Annotated in this window: 14 protein-coding genes and 1 pseudogene; 3 read left to right on the forward strand and 12 right to left on the reverse strand. The window is 36.0% G+C overall.

What is annotated here, in order from left to right; genetic code table 11:
* Positions 1–52: 52 nt before the first annotated feature.
* The 9 genes from HMPREF0629_RS06050 to HMPREF0629_RS06090 all read right to left on the reverse strand — a co-directional run bounded on the left by HMPREF0629_RS06050 (position 53) and on the right by HMPREF0629_RS06090 (position 9,906).
* Positions 53–355: a DUF6870 family protein gene (locus tag HMPREF0629_RS06050; protein WP_009222458.1), complete on the reverse strand. Its 303-nt coding sequence runs from the start codon at positions 353–355 to the stop codon at positions 53–55.
* A gap of 390 nt (positions 356–745) precedes the next feature.
* Positions 746–1,156, reverse strand: a complete 411-nt coding sequence (locus HMPREF0629_RS06055; RefSeq protein WP_009222459.1) for a sigma-70 family RNA polymerase sigma factor — start codon at positions 1,154–1,156, stop codon at positions 746–748.
* 319 nt (positions 1,157–1,475) lie between these two features.
* A complete protein-coding gene (locus HMPREF0629_RS06060) occupies positions 1,476–2,822 on the reverse strand; it encodes an MATE family efflux transporter (protein WP_009222460.1) in 1,347 nt (448 codons plus the stop codon).
* Between the two features lie 31 nt (positions 2,823–2,853).
* Positions 2,854–4,599 carry an ABC transporter ATP-binding protein gene (locus tag HMPREF0629_RS06065; protein ID WP_009222461.1) on the reverse strand — a complete coding sequence of 582 codons (1,746 nt, stop codon included), beginning with the start codon at positions 4,597–4,599 and terminating at the stop codon, positions 2,854–2,856.
* Positions 4,592–6,382, reverse strand: coding sequence for an ABC transporter ATP-binding protein (locus HMPREF0629_RS06070; protein WP_009222462.1), 1,791 nt, complete (start codon positions 6,380–6,382; stop codon positions 4,592–4,594). The genes HMPREF0629_RS06065 and HMPREF0629_RS06070 overlap by 8 nt, the downstream gene beginning before the upstream one ends.
* Positions 6,372–7,841 carry an ABC transporter ATP-binding protein gene (locus tag HMPREF0629_RS06075; RefSeq protein WP_009222463.1) on the reverse strand — a complete coding sequence of 490 codons (1,470 nt, stop codon included), beginning with the start codon at positions 7,839–7,841 and terminating at the stop codon, positions 6,372–6,374. The genes HMPREF0629_RS06070 and HMPREF0629_RS06075 overlap by 11 nt, the downstream gene beginning before the upstream one ends.
* On the reverse strand, positions 7,826–8,539 hold the full coding sequence (locus tag HMPREF0629_RS06080) for an energy-coupling factor transporter transmembrane protein EcfT (RefSeq protein WP_039856884.1): 714 nt from the start codon (positions 8,537–8,539) through the stop codon (positions 7,826–7,828). Before HMPREF0629_RS06080 ends, HMPREF0629_RS06075 begins: the two co-directional genes overlap by 16 nt.
* Positions 8,529–9,125: an MptD family putative ECF transporter S component gene (locus tag HMPREF0629_RS06085; RefSeq protein ID WP_009222465.1), complete on the reverse strand. Its 597-nt coding sequence runs from the start codon at positions 9,123–9,125 to the stop codon at positions 8,529–8,531. Before HMPREF0629_RS06085 ends, HMPREF0629_RS06080 begins: the two co-directional genes overlap by 11 nt.
* 142 nt (positions 9,126–9,267) lie before the next feature.
* On the reverse strand, positions 9,268–9,906 hold the full coding sequence (locus HMPREF0629_RS06090) for a TetR/AcrR family transcriptional regulator (RefSeq protein WP_009222466.1): 639 nt from the start codon (positions 9,904–9,906) through the stop codon (positions 9,268–9,270).
* A gap of 334 nt (positions 9,907–10,240) precedes the next feature.
* Between HMPREF0629_RS06090 and mobC the strand changes: the two genes are divergently transcribed.
* Both mobC and HMPREF0629_RS06100 read left to right on the forward strand, forming a co-directional pair.
* Positions 10,241–10,591 carry a plasmid mobilization relaxosome protein MobC gene (mobC, locus tag HMPREF0629_RS06095; RefSeq protein WP_009222467.1) on the forward strand — a complete coding sequence of 117 codons (351 nt, stop codon included), beginning with the start codon at positions 10,241–10,243 and terminating at the stop codon, positions 10,589–10,591.
* A 5-nt stretch (positions 10,592–10,596) separates the two neighbouring features.
* Positions 10,597–11,928, forward strand: coding sequence for a relaxase/mobilization nuclease domain-containing protein (locus tag HMPREF0629_RS06100; RefSeq protein WP_009222468.1), 1,332 nt, complete (start codon positions 10,597–10,599; stop codon positions 11,926–11,928).
* A 15-nt stretch (positions 11,929–11,943) separates the two neighbouring features.
* Here HMPREF0629_RS06100 and HMPREF0629_RS06105 read toward each other — a convergent pair whose 3' ends face one another.
* A complete protein-coding gene (locus HMPREF0629_RS06105) occupies positions 11,944–12,336 on the reverse strand; it encodes a nuclear transport factor 2 family protein (RefSeq protein WP_039856700.1) in 393 nt (130 codons plus the stop codon).
* Between the two features lie 137 nt (positions 12,337–12,473).
* Between HMPREF0629_RS06105 and HMPREF0629_RS06110 the strand changes: the two genes are divergently transcribed.
* Positions 12,474–12,809: a helix-turn-helix domain-containing protein gene (locus HMPREF0629_RS06110; RefSeq protein ID WP_009222470.1), complete on the forward strand. Its 336-nt coding sequence runs from the start codon at positions 12,474–12,476 to the stop codon at positions 12,807–12,809.
* Positions 12,810–13,119: 310 nt separating this feature from the next.
* Here HMPREF0629_RS06110 and HMPREF0629_RS06115 read toward each other — a convergent pair.
* Together HMPREF0629_RS06115 and HMPREF0629_RS06120 are read right to left on the reverse strand one after the other, a co-directional pair.
* Positions 13,120–13,689 (reverse strand): annotated as a pseudogene (locus tag HMPREF0629_RS06115) (single-stranded DNA-binding protein); the annotation flags it as partial.
* A gap of 42 nt (positions 13,690–13,731) precedes the next feature.
* Entirely contained in the window at positions 13,732–22,575 is an 8,844-nt protein-coding gene (locus tag HMPREF0629_RS06120; protein WP_039856702.1) for a helicase-related protein, read from the reverse strand.
* Positions 22,576–22,604: the final 29 nt, after the last annotated feature.

A 22,604-nucleotide genomic window follows, 5' to 3' on the forward strand; every position in this document is an offset into this window, starting at 1 on the left:
ATTCGTATTATACCATAGATTTGTAAAAAAGTCTGCCCCTTTTATCATATTTTTAATCAAGCAGCATTGCTTTCTTTTTTAGATATGACAGAAAACAATCCTCCAAACTTCTTCCATTCTCTGCATAGCTACATTTAACAATGACATTTCCGACTTTCATAAAGTACATGGAAAGCGGCTCTGCATTTTTCTTATCTTTTATATCTTCAATATCAGGGACAATTTTCCTGTCTATCTCTTCCGCTGACATGTTTTTATATCTTGCTAATTCTTCTGCATTCATTAGAAAACTCCTTTCCCTGTTGTTTTCTTTTTTAAGTTTTATGACATTGGTAGGTGTCTTGGCTGACAACATAGGAATCTCACCTCCGCCCCTTATTCCAGACGAGCCGGCATAAACTATTGAAGTATCATTATCACTGCTTATTTCAACGAACAGATTGCCACCTCTGTTTTTTATGTTTTCTTATTTGTCGCTCGCTTCCTTGTTTCCTTGATTTAACCAGTATTCATAAAACCGAAATCTCTCAGCAGAAAGGTCTTGGCGTAAGTCATAATTCTCCACAAGCAGATAAAGTCCTACCTTGGTCTATTCAGTTGTCAAAGAACAAAATATTTGAAAGGGATTTTTCTTTCTATTTTCCAATTTGCCATAGCAACCTATCTCTTATAAAAGAAAGTAAAAGAGGTCAAACTCCCCTTCACTTTATATAAGGAAAATTTGACCCCTTTGGTTACCGAATTTCTAAATTTCTTCGATAAATTTTTTCAGCTTCTCTAAGATTTTGTTTCTTTTCTTAATCAAAGCCGGGTGTGTGATACTCTTTAACTTTGCTACCGAACGGACTGGTTCATCATGAAAATACAAACGCTCTATGATGTCCTTTTCTTCTGCGTTAAGCCTTGATATAGCGTTTCTGACCGCTTCAATCATCATCTGTGTTTCCACAATCTTTTCTACATCAACGCCTTCATCAATGATGTTCTCTGCAAAATGTCCATCCTGATCCAAGGACGAAAAAAAGAGCAAGTGGTTTTTTCTGTCCACCTGCTCTAAATACTTTTCATGTTCTCTTTCTCGCCAGTAGACTTTGTAAATATCTTCACTGACTTTTACCTTTTGTCCGTTTACATATAGATAAAATTCTTTTTTCATTTTGAAGTCCTCCGTTTCTTTTGACTGACCGTTTTTCAGACAAAAAAAGGAGGACTTCTGCATCCGGGCATAAGAAGTCCTCTAAAATGAACGAATTTCGTTCTTTTTTGAAATGTATTTAATTGTTTAAGAGAGTATGCGTAAGCATAGACAACTACAAGGATTATAGAAAAAAGGAGTGTTTTTATTCCATTTCAATTCTACAAGGTAACTTATACACTTGTTCATCTCCCTTTCCCTCCGTTCATTATAGATAAATAGCATCCATACCTACAGCCTCTTTTGATTATTTTCGCTTTTATATCAAATGTCCTTGTATTTACGCTTTGTCTTTTCCCATTTTATTAAGTTCACTAAGCATCATAAGTATTCCAACCATAATCATAATGAAATCCACCAGTGGTTGTGTGAACCATACCGCTTTTATTCCAAATACCATTGGTAAAAAGATCATTGCAGGAACAAATAAGAATAACTGTCTAAGCATAACAATAGTTCCGGCTTTCTTTCCATTTCCGATTGATTGGAAGAAAGTAACAGTCATAACCATCACGCCATACAAGATAAATACAGAATAGAACAATCTGAAATTTCCTACTCCTTGTGCAATAATGTTTGCCTCTACACCGAACAAGGAAAGGATCTGACTTGAAAACAGTAAAGATGGAAGCCAAAAGATTGCTGCAAGGATAAGTCCTCCAATAGAAAACACCTTCATACCTTGTCTTACTCTGTCAAACTGTTTTGCTCCGAAGTTTGTACCAACCACAGGTTGCAGCCCCTGACTCATTCCCCAAAGCGGAATAAAGGAAAAGGCATATACACGAAGCGATGCCGCCATCAAAATTCCGTTCGTATCTCCACCATATTTAAATGCCATTTTATAAAGCATTGTTTGTTGTATCATAAATAAGAGCTGCATCATCATAGCGGATGAACCGACAGAAAACATTTCTTTTTTAATTTCCGCATCAGACTGTATCTTATGAATTTTAACGACCTTACTCTTTTTCAAGAAATAATGTAGTGTTACAGCAGCTTGAACAAATTGGGCTGTGATCGTTGCAAGGGCAGCACCTTCAATAGCGTATTCTCCCATAACGGTCATTAGTATCGGATCAAGTATGATATTAAGCAAAGCACCAAAACCCATAATCAGCATGGCTTTTTTCATCAGTCCTTCGCCACGCATCACCATATTGGCAGACTGTGTAAAGTTCACAAATAGAGAACCGATGAAAATCACTCTAAGGTATCTGATACCATAGGCTTTAATTTCACCTGTTGCACCGACCATATCTAAAAAATGCGGTGCGAGGAGGATTCCTCCGACTGTGATAATAGCAGAGAACAAAATCACCCAAAAGATTAAGTTACCCATAATTTTATCTACAGTTTTCTGATCTCCTTTTCCAATTGCTCTGGATAGGACAGAAGCGGAGCCTACACCGAGCAGGGTTGAAATCCCGCTGTTAAAAAAGGTGAGAGGCATTGCAACACCACAAGCGGTCATTGCTGTTTGTCCTATAATTTTTCCAGCAAATATTCCGTCCATTAACGGATATAAACCAATTACTATCATTCCAATAACGGCAGGAACAGATAGTTGAAATAGTAAATCTATTGGTCTTTTTGTTAATAATTGTTCTTTCATATCCTGTTTCAAGTACTTACCTCCATTTATTACAAATATATTTTTACAGTATTTTTACGCCATTATTTTTATTTTGTAGTTCTACCATATTCTTATAAATCCCATTTAAAGCAATTAGCTCATTATGCGTTCCTTGTTCTGCAATATTCCCTTCCTTGATTACAACAATATTGTCGGCATCCCTAATCGTATTTAATCTGTGAGCAATAACTAATAAGGTTTTATTCTTTACCAATTCACTAATTGCTTCCTGTATATAGCTTTCATTGTCCACATCAACACTTGCTGTTGCCTCGTCAAGAATTACAATAGGAGCATCTTTTAACATGCAACGGGCAATAGAAATTCTTTGTTTTTCACCACCGGATAAAGTTGCTCCTCCCTCTCCAATCATTGTGTCAAATCCATCAGGAAGTGCCATAATAAAATCATAGCATCTTGCTTTCTTGGCTGCTTCTATAACTTCTTCTTTTGTTGCATTTTCTTTCCCCATGGCAATATTGTTAAAAATCGTATCTTGAAATAAATAAACTCTCTGGAAAACCATACTGATTTCCGACATCAATTCAGATAGTGAAACATCCTTTATATTCACTCCTCTAATCAAAATTTCACCGGAGTCTACATCCCAAAATCTTGTCAAAAGATTTGCTACTGTGGATTTACCTCCCCCGGACTGTCCAACTAAAGCCGTCATTGTATTCTTATTCATTTTGAAACTCATATCATGCAAGACCTCTTTTTCACCATAAGAAAATTTAACATGATTAAAACAAATTTCAGGTTCTGAGGTATCAGATTTTGAAATATGTTTTTTGCCCACATCTTGCAGTTCAGTTTCATTTAACACTTCTTCAATACGATCCAACGCAGCGTTCATTACAGTAAGCCTTGTTGCTTCACCATAAAGTGTTTTTAAAGGGCTGAATAAGTCAAACACAAACAAAATAAGCCCCAACATATATGGAAGTCCCAAAGTTCCTTGATGATTAAGATATAAAGCCACTGCTAAAATAAATGTAATCCCAATTCCATAAATAATATTTAAACCGGTTGTCCATGGTGTTATTTTATTTTCAAATTTTATAGATGTGTCCTTTGAGGATATAAAATTATCTGTAAGAGATTTAGAATTTTCGCCTAAAAGGTTGTAACTTTTAATAACACTGATCCCCTCAGCAAATGACAAAACTGCATCGGTGAGTTTTTCACTTTGTTCTTGTCTAATAACCGCTTCAGATAAAGACATTTTATTCATGCTCTTTGCAAGCAATGTTGCAACCAGTGTTACACACACCGCAATCAGTCCAATTCTGTAATCTAAAACAAACATGAATACTGTTAGTACAAGTGTTGATAATACATAGCTCATCATATTGGCAATCGTACTCATGGAAACTTCTTCAATAAAAGCCATATCCGAACTTAAAACAGAATTTATTTTTCCTAAATTACCTGCTGTAAAATATCCCATCGGAAGCTTTCTAAGATGATTCCCAAGCTCCATTCTTTTATCAGCAAAAATCATAAAGCCGGCTGCACTTTGTAATTTATCGCTTAAGAAGTGAACCACAGCTTGTAATAAAACCACTAAAACAAGTCCTATTCCTACATATAGAAAAGTTTGGGACGTATTCCTTTTTTCATAAAATCCAATCAAAACGGTAAATGCAATAAATATCGGCATTTTACTTAATATAGATTCAACAAAGGCAAATATAAATGCGGACTTTATTCTGTTTTTGTATTTACCTGATAAATTTAAAATTCTTGAAATTAGTCTAAACATTCATTTCACCTTCCTTTCTGCTGATTTTCCAATCTTTACTAAATAGTGTCGCATCCCATAATTTGCGATATTCTGCTGAAGATTCTAATAAGTCTTTATGCTTTCCATTTGCAACTAAATGACCATGATCCATAACTAATATCTGATCTGCATCTACAATAGATGGTAACTTGTGTGCAATAACAATTAAGGTTTTCCCTTTTACAAGTTCACGAATAGCTGCTTCCATTTTTTCTTCATTTTCAGGATCTGCATAGGCTGTTGCCTCATCAAGTACAACAATCGGAGCATTCTTCAAAATAGCTCTCGCTAATGATATTCTTTGCCTTTCTCCACCTGAAAGCATCTTTCCTGCTTCCCCAGCTAAAGAATAAATACCATCCGGAAGTCTATTTAAGAATTCCATGCACTGGGCTTTTTTAGCTGCTTCTATAACCTCATCATCGCTTGCAGCTAAATTACCAATACGAATATTCTCTAAAAGCGAAGTATTAAATAAATATTGGTCTTGTGCTACATAAGAAATTTGCTTATTGAGAGATTCCAATCTTATATCTCGTAAGTCTTGTCCCCCAATACTTATGCTTCCATCTAAAACATCATAGTAGTGAATTAAAAGTTTAGCTAAAGTACTTTTTCCTGAACCTGATTCACCGACAATCGCTGTCTTTTCACCAGCTCTTGCCGTAAAACTTACATTATGAATAACATTCTTAATATAGGTTTCGGGCTGTCCATTTTCTCCCATCTTGTTTAGCTGATAGCCAAAGGTAACATTATCATATAAAATAGTCTGTCCTGTTCCCTTAAAATCATTTTCTCCCTGCTTTAAAGGAGCCATATTTAAGGCTTGTTCTAAAGCAGAAATCTTATAATTTAATTGTGGCATAGTTGGTAAAAATCCAAGAGCTTTCAAGAGTGGCAATCCTATACTTAAAGAAAGACATAACACTAATATTAAGTTAGAAAGACTTGCATAGCCCATATACACAAAGTAACCACCAAGAGGCAATGTTAAAATAATCGTGCATGGAAGTAAGGCACTATATAACGCCATCCATGGCCATGCCGTCTTATACCAAGCGAGTGCATAATCTCTGTAATTACTTATATCTTTAGAAAGGCGTTCATAAGACTCTGTTTGCTTATTAAATACTTTTACAACTTCCATACCGTTTACATACTCAATAATGGTATTGTTCATTTTTCCACTTGCCATATAATATGGTCCCATTTGCTTCATACCTACAGAGTACATAATCATCATTGCAAGAATGCTAATCGGAATAGAAGCTAATGACATTAACGCTAATCTCCAGTCAATAAAAAACATTGAAATATAAACCATAATAGGTACAATTAGGTTCGCTATTCCTTCAGGAAGTGAATGAGCTAAAAGCACTTCTAAACTGCCAATATCATCCACGAACATTTTTTTGATTGTACCAGTCCCTTTTTCTTCAACAACACCCAATGGCAGATCTTCCATTTTTTTCTGTAAGGATGTTCGAAGTCCAAGTAGCGTGTTGTATGCTGCTTTATGGGATACATTAAGACCTAAACCTCCTAAGACAGCTTGCAACACTAAACAAACTAAAATACTGATCAATAAAATAGCAAGTCTTTCAAATTCTAATTGCTCACCTAAAATAAGTGGATTGATAATCTGATATGCAAATAGAAAGGGTAGCACACCCATAATTACACTAATAAGCATAATAAAACTTGCTAAGTGAATTGATTTTTTATGCGAACCTGCATATTCAAAAACCTTATTTAACATAGTTTTTCTCCTTCAATAAATTTCCTTTTTTATCCATAAAATCCATGATTAACGCTTCATTTCCCTTCACAGATATTTTTTTATAATCCTTTTCACCGAGCATTAAGACGGAATGACAGGTTTTAAATAACAACTCCAAGTCATGAGTAATTATTATAATTGGAATCTCCTTTGCTTTTTCTGTTATTAAATCAGACATAATTCTCATACTTTTATAATCAAGACCTGATGTTGGTTCATCCAAAATTATCAGTTTACGACCAGATAAAAACGAAGTAATAATCGCCAATCGTTGTTTTTGTCCACCGGATAATTTCTGCGGATGATTGGTTTTTTTATGCCACAGGTTTGTATTTTTTAGATATTCTCGTATTTTTTCTAAATCACTTTCCGAGTTTTGATCTTTACAAAATATCAACTCATTTTCTACGGTGTCTAAAAAAATCTGAGCATCTACATCTTGTAACACGCAATATGAATTTCTAAGCCTTTCTTTTTGTTTCTGTCCATAGCTGACATCTAAATATTTTTCAGATAATCCGCATAATGCTTTTGCTAAGGTACTTTTTCCAATGCCATTAGAACCAATCACTCCCATTATTTCGCTCTCTCCAAGCTCAAATGTTAATTCTTCTATCAAAGTTCTTTTACCTTGATGAATGCAGGCTTTATTTACTTTGATATAACTTTTAGCAACAATAAGTTCTTTTTCTGATATCAATTCTCTTTCATTAAGTGTTCTTAACTCAAGTTCCTTACATTTATCATTACTAAGACTCCCATTCGGAAAAATATCACATATTGTACCGTCTTTTATATAAATCAATCTGCTAAAAATCTCTTTTAAATAATAGAGCCTATGTTCTGCTATAATTATTGTCTTTCCCATCGCCTTCAATCTGAGAAGTATTTCACTGAAGTGTTTTATACTATCGTAATCAAGACTGCTTGATGGCTCATCAAAAAAAATAATATCCGTATCATAGATAAGAGTTCCAGCTATAGCTACCTTTTGCCTTTCTCCTCCTGATAATTCAAAAATGGATTTTTTGCTAATATGGCTTATTCCTAACAAGTCCATTGCTTTTTCAACTTTTTCTTTTAATGTATCCCTGTCTAAGCCCAAATTTTCACCCACTAAAGCAATTTCATCTTCAACTACATCACAAAAAAATTGATCTTTAGGATTTTGAAATACATTGCCAATATATTTAGCTAACTCTCCCTTTTTATATGCCGTTATATCCTTCCCTAAAATCTTGATTTCTCCGTCCAAATCACCATCATAAAAGGATGGAATAAGCCCGTTTAGTAATCTTAAAAGTGTCGTTTTTCCGCATCCGGAAAGACCTGTTAAGACTACAATTTCGCCTTTCTTTACAGACATTTTTAAATTTTTTAATATCAAATCCTCTCCATAATGAAATGATTTGATTTCTGCCTCTAAAATATTTTCCATAAACTCGCCCCCAACAAAATCATCCCTCCGACTATCATTGAGATATCAATAAATGTAATTTTCACCTCATGAAAACTTGTTTTTTTCCCATCGTATTCAATTCCTTTTGATATAATTGAACAAGTTAAGGTGTCGCTTATGTCTATGCACTTATACATAAGAGGAACAAAATATAATTCAAATGTTCTAATTGGTTTGAAAATGCTTGCTTTAAATCCTCTAATTTTCATGCCGTTGTTTATTTCCTTCATCCTAATAGAGATTTCCGGAATAAAACGAAAAAATACTGTGATTCCTATACCTATTCCACCATCAATTCCAATTTTTCTAAATGCAGCAATTAGATGCGAAGAGCTATATGAAGACAGAACTCTTCCCAAGATGAAAAGTGGAGCAAATTTCAACACTATAAGTAGCATTGTATATATAGAGCCAATCAAAACATTTCCTAAATGAGGTTTTAGTAAATAAATAAGTCCCCATATTATAAGCAATGAACATATCGTTCTAAATGCTTTTTTAATTGAAAATAAGGATAACAGTCCTAAAACAAAAATAAGTGAAAATAAGTATTGCGATTGTTCTCCTACTGTTAAAATAACTGAAAATAGTAAAATCAACCCAACTATAGTAAGCGGGTTGATTTTGTCTGATAGTTGGTGTTGATTTATATTCTTTTTATCATTTTTACAAAACACTTTTTTTCTTCCTATCGCTAAAAAATTTGTTGTAAATATATGTTCCAAAATAAGCACCTATAAATGAAGCCACAATTGCAATCAATAAACAAATCAAGATATTTTTAGGTGTGTAAAAATTGTAAAGGAATGTTGCGTAATCGGCTGTAAACATCTTTGGAAATTGCTTTGTAAGTCCTTCGACACCAAATACAAAAGCAAAATACATAGCATGTAAGGAATAGATAAACATACCTGTTCCAAAAGCAATCCCAACTTTCATATTTTTGTTTGTATAGTTCTCTTTTTTACCAATTACAAATTCCGCCAAAATTCCTGCAATAGCACAAACAACAATTACCGGCCACATTCCCATAAGAGCATAGAATACACCCAGCAACAGAAAGTATGAAAAAGCAGTTCCTCTCTGTCCAACCTGCTTGCACATAATTACAAAAATAGGTGCAACAATGATTGTTGGCAATGCAGATGACAAATACAAACTTGGAATCATACCAAATGATCCTGTCAAAAATCCCAATCCCATCGTCAAAACAAATCCAATAACAGAGAATACTGCTATTTTTACAATACCTTTTAAATTCATGATACTTCCTCCTTAGTTTTTTATTTAATATTCTTCTGTTTATCCACCAGAAATAATATTCTTATTTTATTTTTGAAAGAAAAAATATAGTCTTATTGAACTCTAAAAATAACTTAGTTATTTTTAGAGTAAAAAAATTTTTTTATAATCCTCGTATTTTCCCCCATCCTTCATTAAAAAAGTTTGAAATTAGAATTGCGTTTTGTCTTACTTCTTCTTTATCTTCAGAATGTACAGCAATCTCAGACAAGGCATAAAAATACGCATGATTAAGCAAATGAATACCTCTGTTGGTTATTCTGTCATTAACATGATTTGCACCATAAATCATACTTAATATTTTAAAATGATTTTTATCTTCAATTTCTATAAGTTCATCTAAAAAACTGCTATATTTAGTTCCATAAGATCCAAACACTAAAAGTTCAAACACATCTTTGTTTTCAAAAAAATGCAAAACTGTATCAATCGTGCCCTGTGCTTTTGACTCCAAAATCTTTTGAATAGTTTCTTTTCCTATTCTTTTTTCCTTTTTATAAGCATCAAAGCTCTTATTCTCATACATAGCATAATATCTTTTAATTTCAGCTATAAGAGGTTCTACTAATTCTGCAAAAAGACTTTCTTTATCCTCAAAATGACCATAAAAAGCACCAGTCGTAACACCCGCTTCTTTACATATAGCTCTTAAATTTGCTTTTTCAAATCCTTGCTCTTTAAAAATCTTCTTGCCACTCTCCAATATCTTTTTATGAGTTAAATCATAATCTCCATTTGCCACCTTGTTTCAACCTCCTTTCTTCAAAAATAACTTTGTTATATTATAACACTTGTTACATTTAATTTCAAGTAAAAATAATTATTTTTTCATTTTCTAAAAGAATAACAATAAATGTGGCAACACATCTTTTTCCATGTTATAATAAGTTATTAAATCTAATTTATGCTTAACGCTGTTCATATACTAATAGTATAAGAGCAAGCACAGTAAGTGTACGGACACTTACGGAAAAATTGATGAAGCAGCCCTTCGGGATCTGCTTCTTTTTTTATCAATTTTTAGCTTGTTAGGGAGACCCTAAGACCCCGAAAATCATACAAAGGAGGAAATACCTATGGCAAACAGAATACGAAATGAACGACTTGAAATTAAGTTGACTAAGGAAGAAAAGGCTCTTTTTGAGGAGAAAAGGAAACTTGCAAAGTGTAGAAATATGAGCCACTTTATCCGCAAATGCGTTTTGGAAAAGGAAATTTATCAGGTAGATTTAGAGCCTTTTAGGGATTTACAAGGCTTACTTTCCAACGCAACAAACAACATCAATCAGATTGCAAAGCGTGTAAATTCGACCGGTGTTATCTACAAAGAGGACATAGGCGATATGAAACAAGAGATTGAACATTTTTCAAAAGAACTGTGGCAAATTCATTCCTTGCTTCTAAACAGGACTTCCGGAGGTGATTAAAATTTATGGCGATTACAAAAATACATCCTATAAAATCAACCCTTCATCTTGCTATTGACTATATTGTTAATGGAGATAAAACAGATGAACAGCTTTTAGTCAGTACGCATAAATGCCATCAGTCAACTGCTCATACTCAGTTTTTAAGGACAAGAGGGGAGGCAGGAACTAAGGGAACTGTCCTTGCAAGACATCTCATTCAATCATTTTTACCGGGAGAAACAAGCCCTGAAATGGCACATCAAATCGGTCTTGAGTTATGTAAAAAGATCCTCAAAGATGAGTATGAGTTTGTGTTATCGACGCACATAGATAAAGGGCATATCCATAATCATATCATCTTCAACAATGTGAATATGGTTAGTGGCAAGTGCTATCAGTCAAACAAAAAAAGCTACCATAAAATTCGTTATCAGAGTGATAAGCTATGCAAAGAAAACAACCTTTCCGTCATTGATGAACACTACGAAAGCTACAAGAAAAAATACAAGACGAGCGGAAAGTCTTGGTATGAAAATGAGCAGGCAAAGAAAGGTACTTCTTGGAAAAGCAGGCTTCAATTTGATATTGATCGCATGATAAAACAGTCAAAGGATTGGGATGAATTTCTAAAGAAAATGACCGAGCTTGGTTATGAAATTAAGTACGGTAAGCATATCGCTTTTAAGCCGAAAGATAAGCCAAGATTTACAAGGGCTAAAACAATCGGAGAAGATTATACTGAAGAAAGGTTAAAAGAACGCATAGCAGAAAGAGAAACAATTAAAACTCCTACCATTAAAAAACGCATTGGAACTATCATTGATATGAAGTCCAATGTCAAAGTGAAAGAAAGCAAAGGTTATGAATACTGGGCAACAAAACATAATCTGAATACGATGGCGGAATCCGTTATTTTCATCAGAGAATATGGGATTAAATCCGTTCAGCAGCTTGACGAATTTATTCAAAAAAGTGCTGATGAAAGACAATATCTTCAAGATAAAATCAAGGCGATTGATAAGGAAATGCAGGAGCTTTCTGCCACTATGGAGCAAGTTCATACTGTAAAAAAATATCGTGCCTATTACAAGGAATATAAGGCGAATCCGTCTGATAGGGCATTTTTTGAGGAATATAAAGCTCAGATTACCCTCTATGAAAATGCTCTTTGCGAGCTTAAAAAGTCTTATTCCAAACTTCCAAATTCAAAGGATATTTTAGACAGACTTGATAAATTGCAAGAAAAAAAGAATACCCTGATGAAAGAGTATTCTTCCTCAAAAGCTACAATGGACGAACTTTACAAGATACGCAAAAACTATGGAATTTACATGGGTAAGGAGATGGAGAGATAGTGTTCTCTCCTCTTTTTATTGTTCCCAAAACTTATCTTCTTCCTCTTGTTTTTCTGCAAAAGTCCAAACTTCCTGTATCTTGCCATTCTCTATTCTGAATAGGTCAATCCCCGGATCATTTAGTTTTTCTTCTCCTCTTTCCGCTAAAGAAAAAACACTGGCAGCCACAAAACAGTCATTGCTTGCAGCCCAATTTGTTATCACCCTAAATGTTCCGTTACTTCGTTTTGAAAATTCTCCCAAACGCTCTCCTAATGCCTGTTTTCCCACTATCACACCGGAAAGTGAACTCTCTCCTCCCATATGCCATACAATATTATCCGACATCATTTCAAAAACCGCTCCAAAATCTCCTTTTGATAATGCTTCTGTGTAAGCATGAAACACTTTCATAACTTCATTTTTCATAGCTGATCTCCTTTCATTTTTTGAGAAATGATTTTCTCTTGCTATCATTATACTTTTTTAGTCTTGATTTTAGAAGTACGAACATTTATAATACATAGTATCAAATACAATACTAATAGTTTTCTAAGGAGGTTACAATGGCAACGGTTTATGATAAATGTCCCTATGTTACGACTCAAAAAGTTTTACAAGGAAAATGGGCAATTGTAGTTTTATATCATCTAAGTACAGGCACGAAAAGATTTAGTGAACTTGAAAGGTTAATTCCTGATGTTACTCGAACTGTTTTAACAAGACAGCTTCGTCAATTGGAACAAGACAAACTAATCATTAGAAAAGTTTTCCCGGAAGTTCCTCCCCATGTTGAATATTCTTTGAGTACATTAGGCACTAAATTTCAAAGAGTGTTAGATGAGATAGAAATCTTTGGGTTGGATTATATTGCCGAGCTTAATAAAACACATCGAACTTAATTGTGCTAAAATCCATAAAAAAAGAGCCGGTGCAGCCCTAAAGACCACACCGACCATACATTTATCTCTCTGCTTCTTTTGATGATTCCTGCTTTACTTTCGGCTTTTCCTTATCTTCCGCCTGATATTCTTTGATAGCACCAATTATGGATTTTTTACCGTTTTCTTGACCTTTTTCAGAATTGGTCAAGATATTTAACTTAGCTTTCATTTTTTCAATATCTGCTCTAATCTGTCCTGATTGCTCCCAAGAATCTGCATAAAATAAGTCTTTTTCTCTTTCTTCTATCTCGCTTTTCAGTTTAGCAATCTCTTGACTCTTATCTTGTCCTTTCATCTGTTCTTTTGCCTTTAAGAGCTTTGATGAAAGTATCCTTACATTACTGTGCTCCTTGCCTTTATCATCAATGGAAGTTCTGATTTGTCCAAAGAGCTTCACAAAATCTCCCTGTTTAAAATCCTTTGGAATATCACTCTTTTCTCCATAAGCAGAGCAATTATGATATATCTTATTCCCCTCATCATCTTTGGAAACTATGGAGAAATTTGCCACCTTAAAGGCTTCTCCATTCTTATTTTCTCTTTCAATAAGTTCGACCTTGCCTACAATATTTCCGACGATATTGATAAGGTCATCTTTTTCCCCCTGAATATAGGGAAGGTCTTTTATCTGTCCCTGTTCTCTTAAATCTTCAATCATGTAATCGAAATCTTCATGAAGCAGATTGATGGTGTCATTTGCCATATAAGCATCATATAGCTTATCTAATGCACTTTCATCGTTAATGCCTTTTTCCATGCTGATAACCGCTTTTACGAAATCCTTATGGTTATCCTTTGCCATATCTTCAATTCTATCCCTTATTGTTTTGTAATCCATGTTTTTATCTCCTTTCATGGTAAAAGGGAGCTGTTCGCTCCCTTATCTTGCATATTCCTGTTCTTTTGTAGTTTGTTTTTCTTCCGTTTTGCTTTCACTTTGATAAGCTCTTATCTGTCCTAAAATAGAAGGCTTGTCATCTGTTCTTTGAGCAGTTTCTTCTTTTGTATGAAGATTATCTTCCACATCATAGGTTGATTCAAAGTAATCACTGTCCCTAAAATCATTGTCATATCGGTCAGGAATTCCATCATTGTCAAGGTCTTTTGCAAGCGGATCATAGAAATTTCCCTCATCATCAATGTCAAGTCCCGTTGCTGCCCTTAAATCTTCCGAGTCCACATAGACTAAATCTTCAAAAGAGGATAGCTCAATCTCATTTTTCATGTTCTTTAGAGCTTCATTTTCTCCTTTGTTCTCATAATCAAAGCTCTCTGTTTTGATTGGAGTATCATCAATGTACTGAGTCCATGTGTAATCCTCTAAATTCAGTTCGTACTGAATCCCATGTCTTTCATCAGGAGTATCGGTGTAGGCAATACCTATATGCTTTAAGTCAGGGTATAGTGTGTCAAACTCATCATAGCTGTGGTTTTCTTCATACTCTCTGTTACAGAAGTCAATAATCGCTCGTTTTACATCTTCCACAAGGGGATTGTCATTTCTCTTTTCTTCTACCTCTCCCATATCGAGCAGCTTATTCAGTTCGGCAAGCCTTAATACTTTAGTTTTCAGTTCATCTGCCTTTTCAAACGGCTTTTTAAGTTCTTCTTTGGCATTTTCAAGCTGTTCTTTGGTGCTGATGAGCTTTTCCTCTAATCTTTTCAGTTTTTCGGGCATTTTCTCAAGAGCGTTATCCAGTCTTGTAATATTACCATCCGCACTTGTACCAAGTTCTCCGGAATGCTTTGCAGCACCGTTTAAGCTGAAGTTATGCTCATTGGTAAAGAAGTTATAGCTGACCTCTAAATCCATATTTCTATACTTTCCTATCATCTTACTTTCGTTGATTTTTATTTTTGAAATGGCTTCAAGCAGCTTTTCTCCTGCTAATTTCTTATCGGTAATCTTCTCGCCTAAAATAGTAATGGAAGTAAACTTTTCCTCTCCTTCCGCTTTCGGTTCAACCTCTGATATATCATTCTTAACAGCTTCAATGAGTTTTTCCGTCCTTGTTATTTCTTCCGGATAATTTTTTGCCACCTTATCCTCCAATCTGTAACGATTGGACTTGTAGTTGGCTTCCAGCATTTTAAGTTTCGTAACCTCATTGTCCAAGTCCATCTTTTCCTTGATTTTTGGATCACCTGTGGCAAGAGCTTTAATTTCTGCATAATTAAGGGAGCTTTCGTCCACATCTTCCGCCACACGAACGGGAGTCTTACTGGTCATAATCTGAGATATGAACTTCTGCTTATTCTCTATGGTCTGCCATAAATACGCATCAAAGGTATTTTCCGTTACATAACGATAGATATTTACCTCTTTATTTTCATTGCCCTGTCTTACAATTCTTCCTGCTCTCTGCTCCAAATCCGCAGGACGCCAAGGCACATCAAGGTCGTGAAGTGCAATCAGTTTATTCTGCACATTCGTGCCTGCTCCCATCTTCTGAGTAGAACCGAGTAATATCCTTACATCTCCCTTACGCACCTTTGCAAAGAGTTCATCTTTTTGTTTATCTGAATTAGCTTCATGGATAAAGGCGATTTCTTCTTTCGGTATGCCCATAGCTACAAGTTTTTCTCGAATATCATCATAGATATTAAACTCTCCATCGCCTTTCGGTGTGGACATATCGGAAAATAGAAGCTGTGTTGACCTATCATCTTTTGTCTTATCCCAAATGGCAAACACATTTTTCACGCAGACATTGACTTTGCTGTCCGAATTATCGGGAAGTAGGGGATTGAGCAGTCTTTGGTCAAGAGCCAGTTTCTTACCGTCATTGGTGATTTTCAGCATATTATCTTCATCAGGTTCTACCACTCTATTTCTAACCTTATCCGCTCTTTCAGATAATCCTTTTAGGATTTCTTTTTGTTCCTCGCTCGGCAAGGTCTTAATTACTTCATAGTGTGCTTCAGGTGTCGGAAGATCAAGCGTATCTGCCGTTTGAATGTCAGCCACTTCCTTAAACATTGACATTAGTTCAGGCAGATTGTAGAACTTGGAAAATCTTGTTTTCACCCTGTATCCTGTTCCTTCAGGAGCAAGTTCAAAGGCGGACTGTGTTTCCCCGAAGGTACTTGCCCAAGCATCAAAATGCTCCAAGTGATTTTTCTTTAGGTTTTCATACTGAAGATAACGCTGCATGGTGTAAAGCTCGGTCATAGAGTTTGATACCGGTGTTCCTGTGGCAAAGACAATTCCTTTTCCATTTGTCATTTCGTCCATATATCTGCATTTCATAAACATATCGGAGGACTTAAAGGCTTCCGACTGCCCAATCCCTGCAACATTACGCATTTTTGTATGAAGATACAAATTCTTAAATCCATGTGCTTCATCGACAAAGAGCTTATCTACACCAAGTTCCTCGAAGGTTATGACATCGTCTTTCTTAAAATCATCGTTTAGTTTCTCAAGCCTTGCTTCCAGTTTTTTCTTGGTCTTTTCAAGTTGCTTAACCGTAAAATTTTGGTTTCTGTCGTGCTTATATTCCTCAATATAGTTCAAGATTTCATCAATCTGATCCTGAATATGCTTCTCTTGGTATTCTTTTGACATCGGGATTTTTTCAAATTGCGTATGACCGATTACAACCGCATCATATTCGCCGGTAGCAATCTTACCGATAAATCTTTTTCTGTTTTTCGGCTCAAAGTCTTTTTTATCCGCCACCATAATATTGGCTGACGGATATAGCTGCATAAATTCTCTGCCAATCTGTCCTGTTAGGTGATTCGGTACAACAAAGAGAGATTTACTACACATTCCAAGCCTTTTACTTTCCATTGCGGAAGCGACCATCTCAAAGGTCTTACCGCTTCCTACCACATGAGCAAGTAAGGTATTCCCTCCGTAAAGGCTTCTTGCAATGGCATTTCTTTGGTGTGGTCTAAGCTCTATTTCCGTATTCATTCCCTCAAAAGAGAGGTTACTTCCGTCATATTCACGATTTCGGATAGAGTTAAAACGCTCATTATACAGTTTTACGAGTCTGTTTCTTCTTTCCTGATCGCTAAATATCCAGTTCTTAAATTCTTCTTTTAGAAGCTCCTGCTTTTGTCCTGCAAGCAGGGTTTCTTTCTTATTTAAGACAGAACTTTTTGAGCCGTCCGGATTTTCAATCTGGTCAAATACCTTCGTTTCTTTAAGATTTAGAGCGTCTTCAATCAGCTTATAGGCATTTACCCTACTTGTACCGTAGGTCATCTCAGCAAGGTCATTTCCTCGATCCGCACTCTTTCCTTCCACATTCCATTCGCTTGTCAGGTTTGAAAATTTAACCTTAATATCCCATTTGGCATAACCCGGTGTTTTGAGTGTTTCAAAGATAAATTTTTCAATATCCTTCATCGGTATCCAAGTTGCACCAAGACGAACGCTTATTTCACTTGCTTCGAGTGCCTTCGGTAATACTTTGGTAAGCTCTGCCTTTTGGTATTCCAAGCGGTTCATCTCATAGCTTATCAGCTCTTTTTCTTTGCCATCTTCCGCATACCCCAGATGAGGAAGTTCTCTTTCGGTCTGTCTTAGCTTTGAAAGATAGCTGTCAACAATGGCGATTTTATCTCGGATATTTCCGGATAGGTATTCGTCTTTCGTAACATAACCGTATTTGTAAGAATCGCTGCCACTGGCACAGGCAAAAGGTAAATCGCCATCTTCAGGGTTAAAGGATAACGGTCTGTAAAAGTTCTGTTCCTCTCTGATATTTAAGTAGATTTCTCCCCTTAATTCTTCTATCAAAGTCGGTCTGTCTTTTCCTGTCAGGCTTTCCATATAATCAAAGTCCACATAACCCTTTTCGGACATAGATAACACAAGAGCTTCTAAAGAAGTATCTACATGGTCAATGGTCTTTGCCTTTGTAATGGTTCTTTTGGAAAATATATCTCCTTTTTCCTTAAAGTTTTCTTCTTCATCAAGGATTTCAATGGAGGAAACAAGAGGGAAGTTACTGTCCTCTTTTAAGGCTCTGGTATTGGAAAGGTTATTTACAAAGCCATGTTTCTTTGAAAAACCGTCATAGACTTCATTCAGCTTTTCCTGTGATTTTTTCACTTCATCGTCGGAAAAATCTTCTTTTTGTTTGTAAATGACATCTTTAAGGGCAGTATTCAGTTCAAGATAATCCTTAATCTTTTCCTTGTTTTTCTCCGTTATCTCTTTTTTTACAAAAAGAGAATTTTCTCTGTAATACACCTCATCGTCAATAATGGTGTAGGAAAAGTTCTTAACATCGTCCGTTGCGGGCATTGTGCTGATCTCATCCTCTAAAAGCTCGATTTCTTCATAGGTTGCTCCTTTGGATATTTCTTCACTTGCCCTTGCAAGCAGCTCTTTTAAGTCGGCATTTTCTCTTGGCAGGCAAGCAAGGGTGTTTCCAAATTTGCCTGATACTTCTTCCATAGAGCCAAGCACCATCTGAGGATTCTCTACAAAGTATTTGTTATAGGTCAGTCCCTTTTCATCTTCAGATAGATGTATCCAGTCCTCATCACGCTCTCTGATACTGTCCCTTTTCTTGAGAAAAATAATATCCGAAGTTACTTCCGTTCCGGCAACACCCTTAAAAGTATCATTTGGAAGTCTGATAGCTCCTAAAAACCCTGCTCTTGCTGCAAGGTATCGTCTGACACTTTCATCCTTTTTATCCATCGTACCTGAAGATGTGATAAAGGCGATGATACCTCCGTTTCTGACTTTATCAATGGATTTCGCAAAGAAATAATCGTGGATCAGGAAGTTATTTTTGTTATACTCTCTGTCATTTACCTTGTATTCTCCAAAGGGTACATTACCGATAACCACATCAAAGAAGTTATTGGAAAAGCTCGTTTCTTCAAGTCCTTTAATCTGTATATCACTTTCAGGATATAGAAGTTTTCCAATTCTACCGCTTACGGAGTCAAGCTCCACACCATAAAACTTGGACTTTTTCATTTCATCAGGAAGATTGCCTATAAAGTTTCCAATTCCCATGCTCGGCTCAAGGATATTTCCGTTTTTAAATTCCATTCCTGACAGGGTAGAGTAGATACTGTCAATCACAGTTTTTGGTGTGTAAAAGCTCGTTAAGGTAGATTCTCTTGCAGCTTCGTATTCTGCCTGCGATAGATTTTCTTTTAAGAAACTTCTTGCTTTTTTCCATTGACCACCCCTTTCTTCATCAAATACTTCAGATAATCCGCCCCAACCGACATATTTTACCAAGACTTCCTGAGCTGTATTGTCAAGCTCTCTTTGTCCACTCTCCACTCGTTTAAGCATGGAGATTGCTTCAAGGTTTTGGTTTAACCTTTCACTTGGCGTTAATTTTTCAGGGAGGATTTCTTCGATAATCTTAAAGTTATGAGCTTCTATTTTAGGTTTTTCTGCCTTTTCATCAATGTCTTGAATTGTATCTTTAGCTTTCGTGTATGTCAGATTTTCAAATATTCTCTCAAGGTCGCTCTCCAAACGATAGGGAATCACATCGGAGCCGGTTATCATACCGCCAAGATATTCGGTATTGTCCATAACCGTTACAGTCTTTAGGTTATTTCCCATATTGTCAAAGCGGGTAATGGTACAGTCCTTATCCTTGTATCTCACTTCATCGCCAACCAAAAAGTTTGGTCTTTCAAGGCTTATCTTTTTTAGCAGCTCCTCATTATCCATAAACGGTACGATTGCAATTTGCCTATTTCCATCTCTTGCCGGATACAGCCATACCTCCGGCTTTCCGTTTACCTTATTTTTTTCAATATCCCTTGCGATATATGCTTCATGGTCAAAATATACGGTATCACCTTGTTTCACTGCAAATTGTTCTGCAAGGCTTTCCTCTTTTTCATTCAGCTCTACTTCTTCTTTTTGCTGAATGTAGTCAAATAGAGTAGATTGAACAGGACTTTTTTCATCAAGTAAATTATCTTTGTTATCTGTATCCTCTGTACTAACCCCTGATAACCTGCTCCTGTCGTCGATAATACCCTCGGATTCTTCTAATGAAATTCCCATTTCATCGCTAAGATAAAAGATGTCCTGTTCCTTTTGATTATCTTTTGAGGAAAGCTGTCCGTTAAATACTCGGTCTATTTCTTCCTCGCTCATCTGTTTTACAAGCTCGGTATCTTTGATTTCTTGAAAAGTCTTTGGAAAATCTTCCAACACAAGTCTTTGAGCATTAAGTTCTTTCAATTCATTCAGATTGAAATATCCCCATTCAGGTTCAATCCCTAAAACAAGACCAAAAGCATCACCACTTTCTCTGTCGTACTCCGTCATATACCAAGTCCAATTACTTCTGAATGGAATGATATATGCGGCATGAACTTCCTTATCCGCTAACTCCACATCTTCCTGTGCATAAAGTTCAGGAACTCTTTCAATCATTTCATCAGTCATCAGATTTTCAGGTTCATCTTTAGAATAATATTGTAGTTCTTTTGCTTCTTCTCTCTCTGCCTTACTTTCTATTTTCTTTTCTTCAAGATAAAGATTTTTAGAAAGTATCTCATCAATATGCTTTGCCACTCTTGACCAAGTAAGAAACACATCATTACAATCATTCTTTTCCAGTTTTATTCCTTTGGCATCGTGCCATTCTCCACTGCCTGTCAAACCTGATACCGCATGGCTTCTTCCTCCTGTTCCGTATTCATCTTTTAAGAAGTCGGCTTTTTCCTGTAAAGTATGGTTCTCTTTGAAAAACTCGGTAATTCTCTCTTTTCCTCTATCTGCTCCGCTTCCCATTGAAAGTGTGGCAAGAACTTCATCTTCCGTAATAAAGGCTTTTACTTTTGGAAGTTCAGTCAGATTAGAAGTATATTCTTTTCTTGGCAGTGCAAGCTCCTGTAACTTCTGATAAAGGCTGTCCACCTTATGATAGTCAAACCTTAGTACATCTCTATCTTCTCTATATGCTTCTAAAAATCGTCCATACTCTTTGATAACATCCACAAGGTATTCAGGATTTTTCAGTGCCTCGGATAATCGTTTTGTTTCATCCGGAAAGCCACCTCCCTTTTCGAGAAATTCAAAAAAGCCTTGTTCTTTTCCTTCCTCACTCAAATCGTGAATGAGATACCATAGAGATTCTGAAATTCTGTCCCTTTCATAGTCAAATGCTTCTGAAATCTCCACATTGGTAGCAAACTCTCCGTTTTCTAGAAGTTCAGCAATTCTGTTGGCAGCATCACTCCAACTTAAAACCTGCGTATCATCTTCTCTTGCCGATGTTCCGGAAGCAAAGTGAAGTCCCTTATCCGAATACCAAGCCGATATTTCATTTCCGTCAATGATATAGCCGTTCCCCCCTTGAAAAGTGTTTTTAAGGTATTCTCCTAATTCTTCATTGCTTTTTCCTTTGGAAAACTCGGCAATGATAGGAAGTCTGCCCCCATCGTGATTTCCCCCGTTAATAAGGACAGTGTCTATATCTTTCTGAGCAAGAGGGATGCTAAGCCTTATCTGTCCGTAAGAATTTTCAGGCAAAGAAAAAGAAGCCTTGTCAGCTTCTCTTATCTCTACTTCAGTATTTTCTTTTAGATTTCCACGATTTCCTTGATGGTCATTTCCTTCAAGGCTGAAATCATCGCCCCATACTGTGGATTGTTCTCGTCCTCTATCTTCCAAGACTTCATCAGCTTCGGCTTCTCTGTCCTCATAAATGCTATCGCCTGTTTCTGAATATCCATCAGGTGTTCTGTCAGCTTCTTCTCCTTGTATAGATCCACTAACATCTCGAAGCGGCTCTGCTCCTCGCTCTGTGAAAGATAATCCAGCCTCATCACTGCGTAGGTCGGATTCGGATATTCCTTGATGAATTCCATCTGTTCCTCCAAGCTGCTTAGTGTATTCTCCCTGATTTTGACTGCTATCTCCTCCGTACTCTCCATTTCTGAAAACTCGCTCGGTTTCACTAATTCTTTCCTTATCATCTCGTCGAAGTACATGGTTTTCTCCTTTCTCAATTTCTTCTCTAATCTTATTATATCCTGCTTCTCTGTTTCTTAAAACTCCTTTTTGAAGCTCCAACTCTTTACTTTTTTGAATGGTTGTATCTATGATATTTCCGCTAATATCCGATACCGTTTCTCCAACACTCATAAGGGAAATGGTATCAAGCCTTGAAATATTTTCTCTCAACAGTTCATAATCTACCGGATAATCCACCTTAAACCTTGAAGCTACCGCATAGCTGATGGAGTCCCTGACGAATTTAACAAAGGATATTCTGTCCTCATCAGTGATTCTAAGCTCATTCATCAGGCTGCCTATCTTTTCATCACCGTAAATTCTGCTTAAAGAAAAGATATTTTCAAGGTTACTTTCGCTTTCTTCATAGCCTTCATTTGCTATCATTTCCTTTAAGACATCTTGATGGGCTTCTTTATCAAATTTCCAAAGATTTACCTCATTAACATCTCTGTTTCTTGAAACGGTTTGACTTACATCAAAGATGTAGTCAACCTTTTTGTATGTGCCGTAGTCCTCTAAAATCGGAATTCCTTTCTGTCCTCGCATAACGGTTCGATGAAAGCGTTCACGCCAATAGTCGAACTTGGCACAGGCTGTTGCTTCCGGATTTTTATCATAGATACTTAATTGACTTCTAAAGTCGTATCGTTGATTGTTTCCGACAACCTTTAGGAGCTTTAAATATTCCGCTTCGCTATGCAGAATATCCTGTTTTATAAGCTCCAAAATGTTATGAAAATCATTGATTCGCATTTTTACCTCCTTCTTCTAATTCCCCCGAT

The sequence above is a fragment of the Peptoniphilus sp. oral taxon 386 str. F0131 genome, assembly GCF_000090945.1.
GTDB classification, from domain to species: Bacteria; Bacillota; Clostridia; order Tissierellales; family Peptoniphilaceae; genus Anaerosphaera; species Anaerosphaera mikwangii.

Coding starts and splice junctions, on each gene's coding strand:
- HMPREF0629_RS06050 (WP_009222458.1), bottom strand. CDS start 355: ATGTTGTCAGCCAAGACACCTACCAATGTCATAAAACTTAAAAAAGAA.
- HMPREF0629_RS06055 (WP_009222459.1), bottom strand. CDS start 1,156: ATGAAAAAAGAATTTTATCTATATGTAAACGGACAAAAGGTAAAAGTC.
- HMPREF0629_RS06065 (WP_009222461.1), bottom strand. CDS start 4,599: ATGTTTAGACTAATTTCAAGAATTTTAAATTTATCAGGTAAATACAAA.
- HMPREF0629_RS06070 (WP_009222462.1), bottom strand. CDS start 6,382: ATGTTAAATAAGGTTTTTGAATATGCAGGTTCGCATAAAAAATCAATT.
- HMPREF0629_RS06075 (WP_009222463.1), bottom strand. CDS start 7,841: ATGGAAAATATTTTAGAGGCAGAAATCAAATCATTTCATTATGGAGAG.
- HMPREF0629_RS06085 (WP_009222465.1), bottom strand. CDS start 9,125: ATGAATTTAAAAGGTATTGTAAAAATAGCAGTATTCTCTGTTATTGGA.
- mobC (WP_009222467.1), top strand. CDS start 10,241: ATGGCAAACAGAATACGAAATGAACGACTTGAAATTAAGTTGACTAAG.
- HMPREF0629_RS06100 (WP_009222468.1), top strand. CDS start 10,597: ATGGCGATTACAAAAATACATCCTATAAAATCAACCCTTCATCTTGCT.
- HMPREF0629_RS06105 (WP_039856700.1), bottom strand. CDS start 12,336: ATGAAAAATGAAGTTATGAAAGTGTTTCATGCTTACACAGAAGCATTA.
- HMPREF0629_RS06110 (WP_009222470.1), top strand. CDS start 12,474: ATGGCAACGGTTTATGATAAATGTCCCTATGTTACGACTCAAAAAGTT.
- HMPREF0629_RS06120 (WP_039856702.1), bottom strand. CDS start 22,575: ATGCGAATCAATGATTTTCATAACATTTTGGAGCTTATAAAACAGGAT.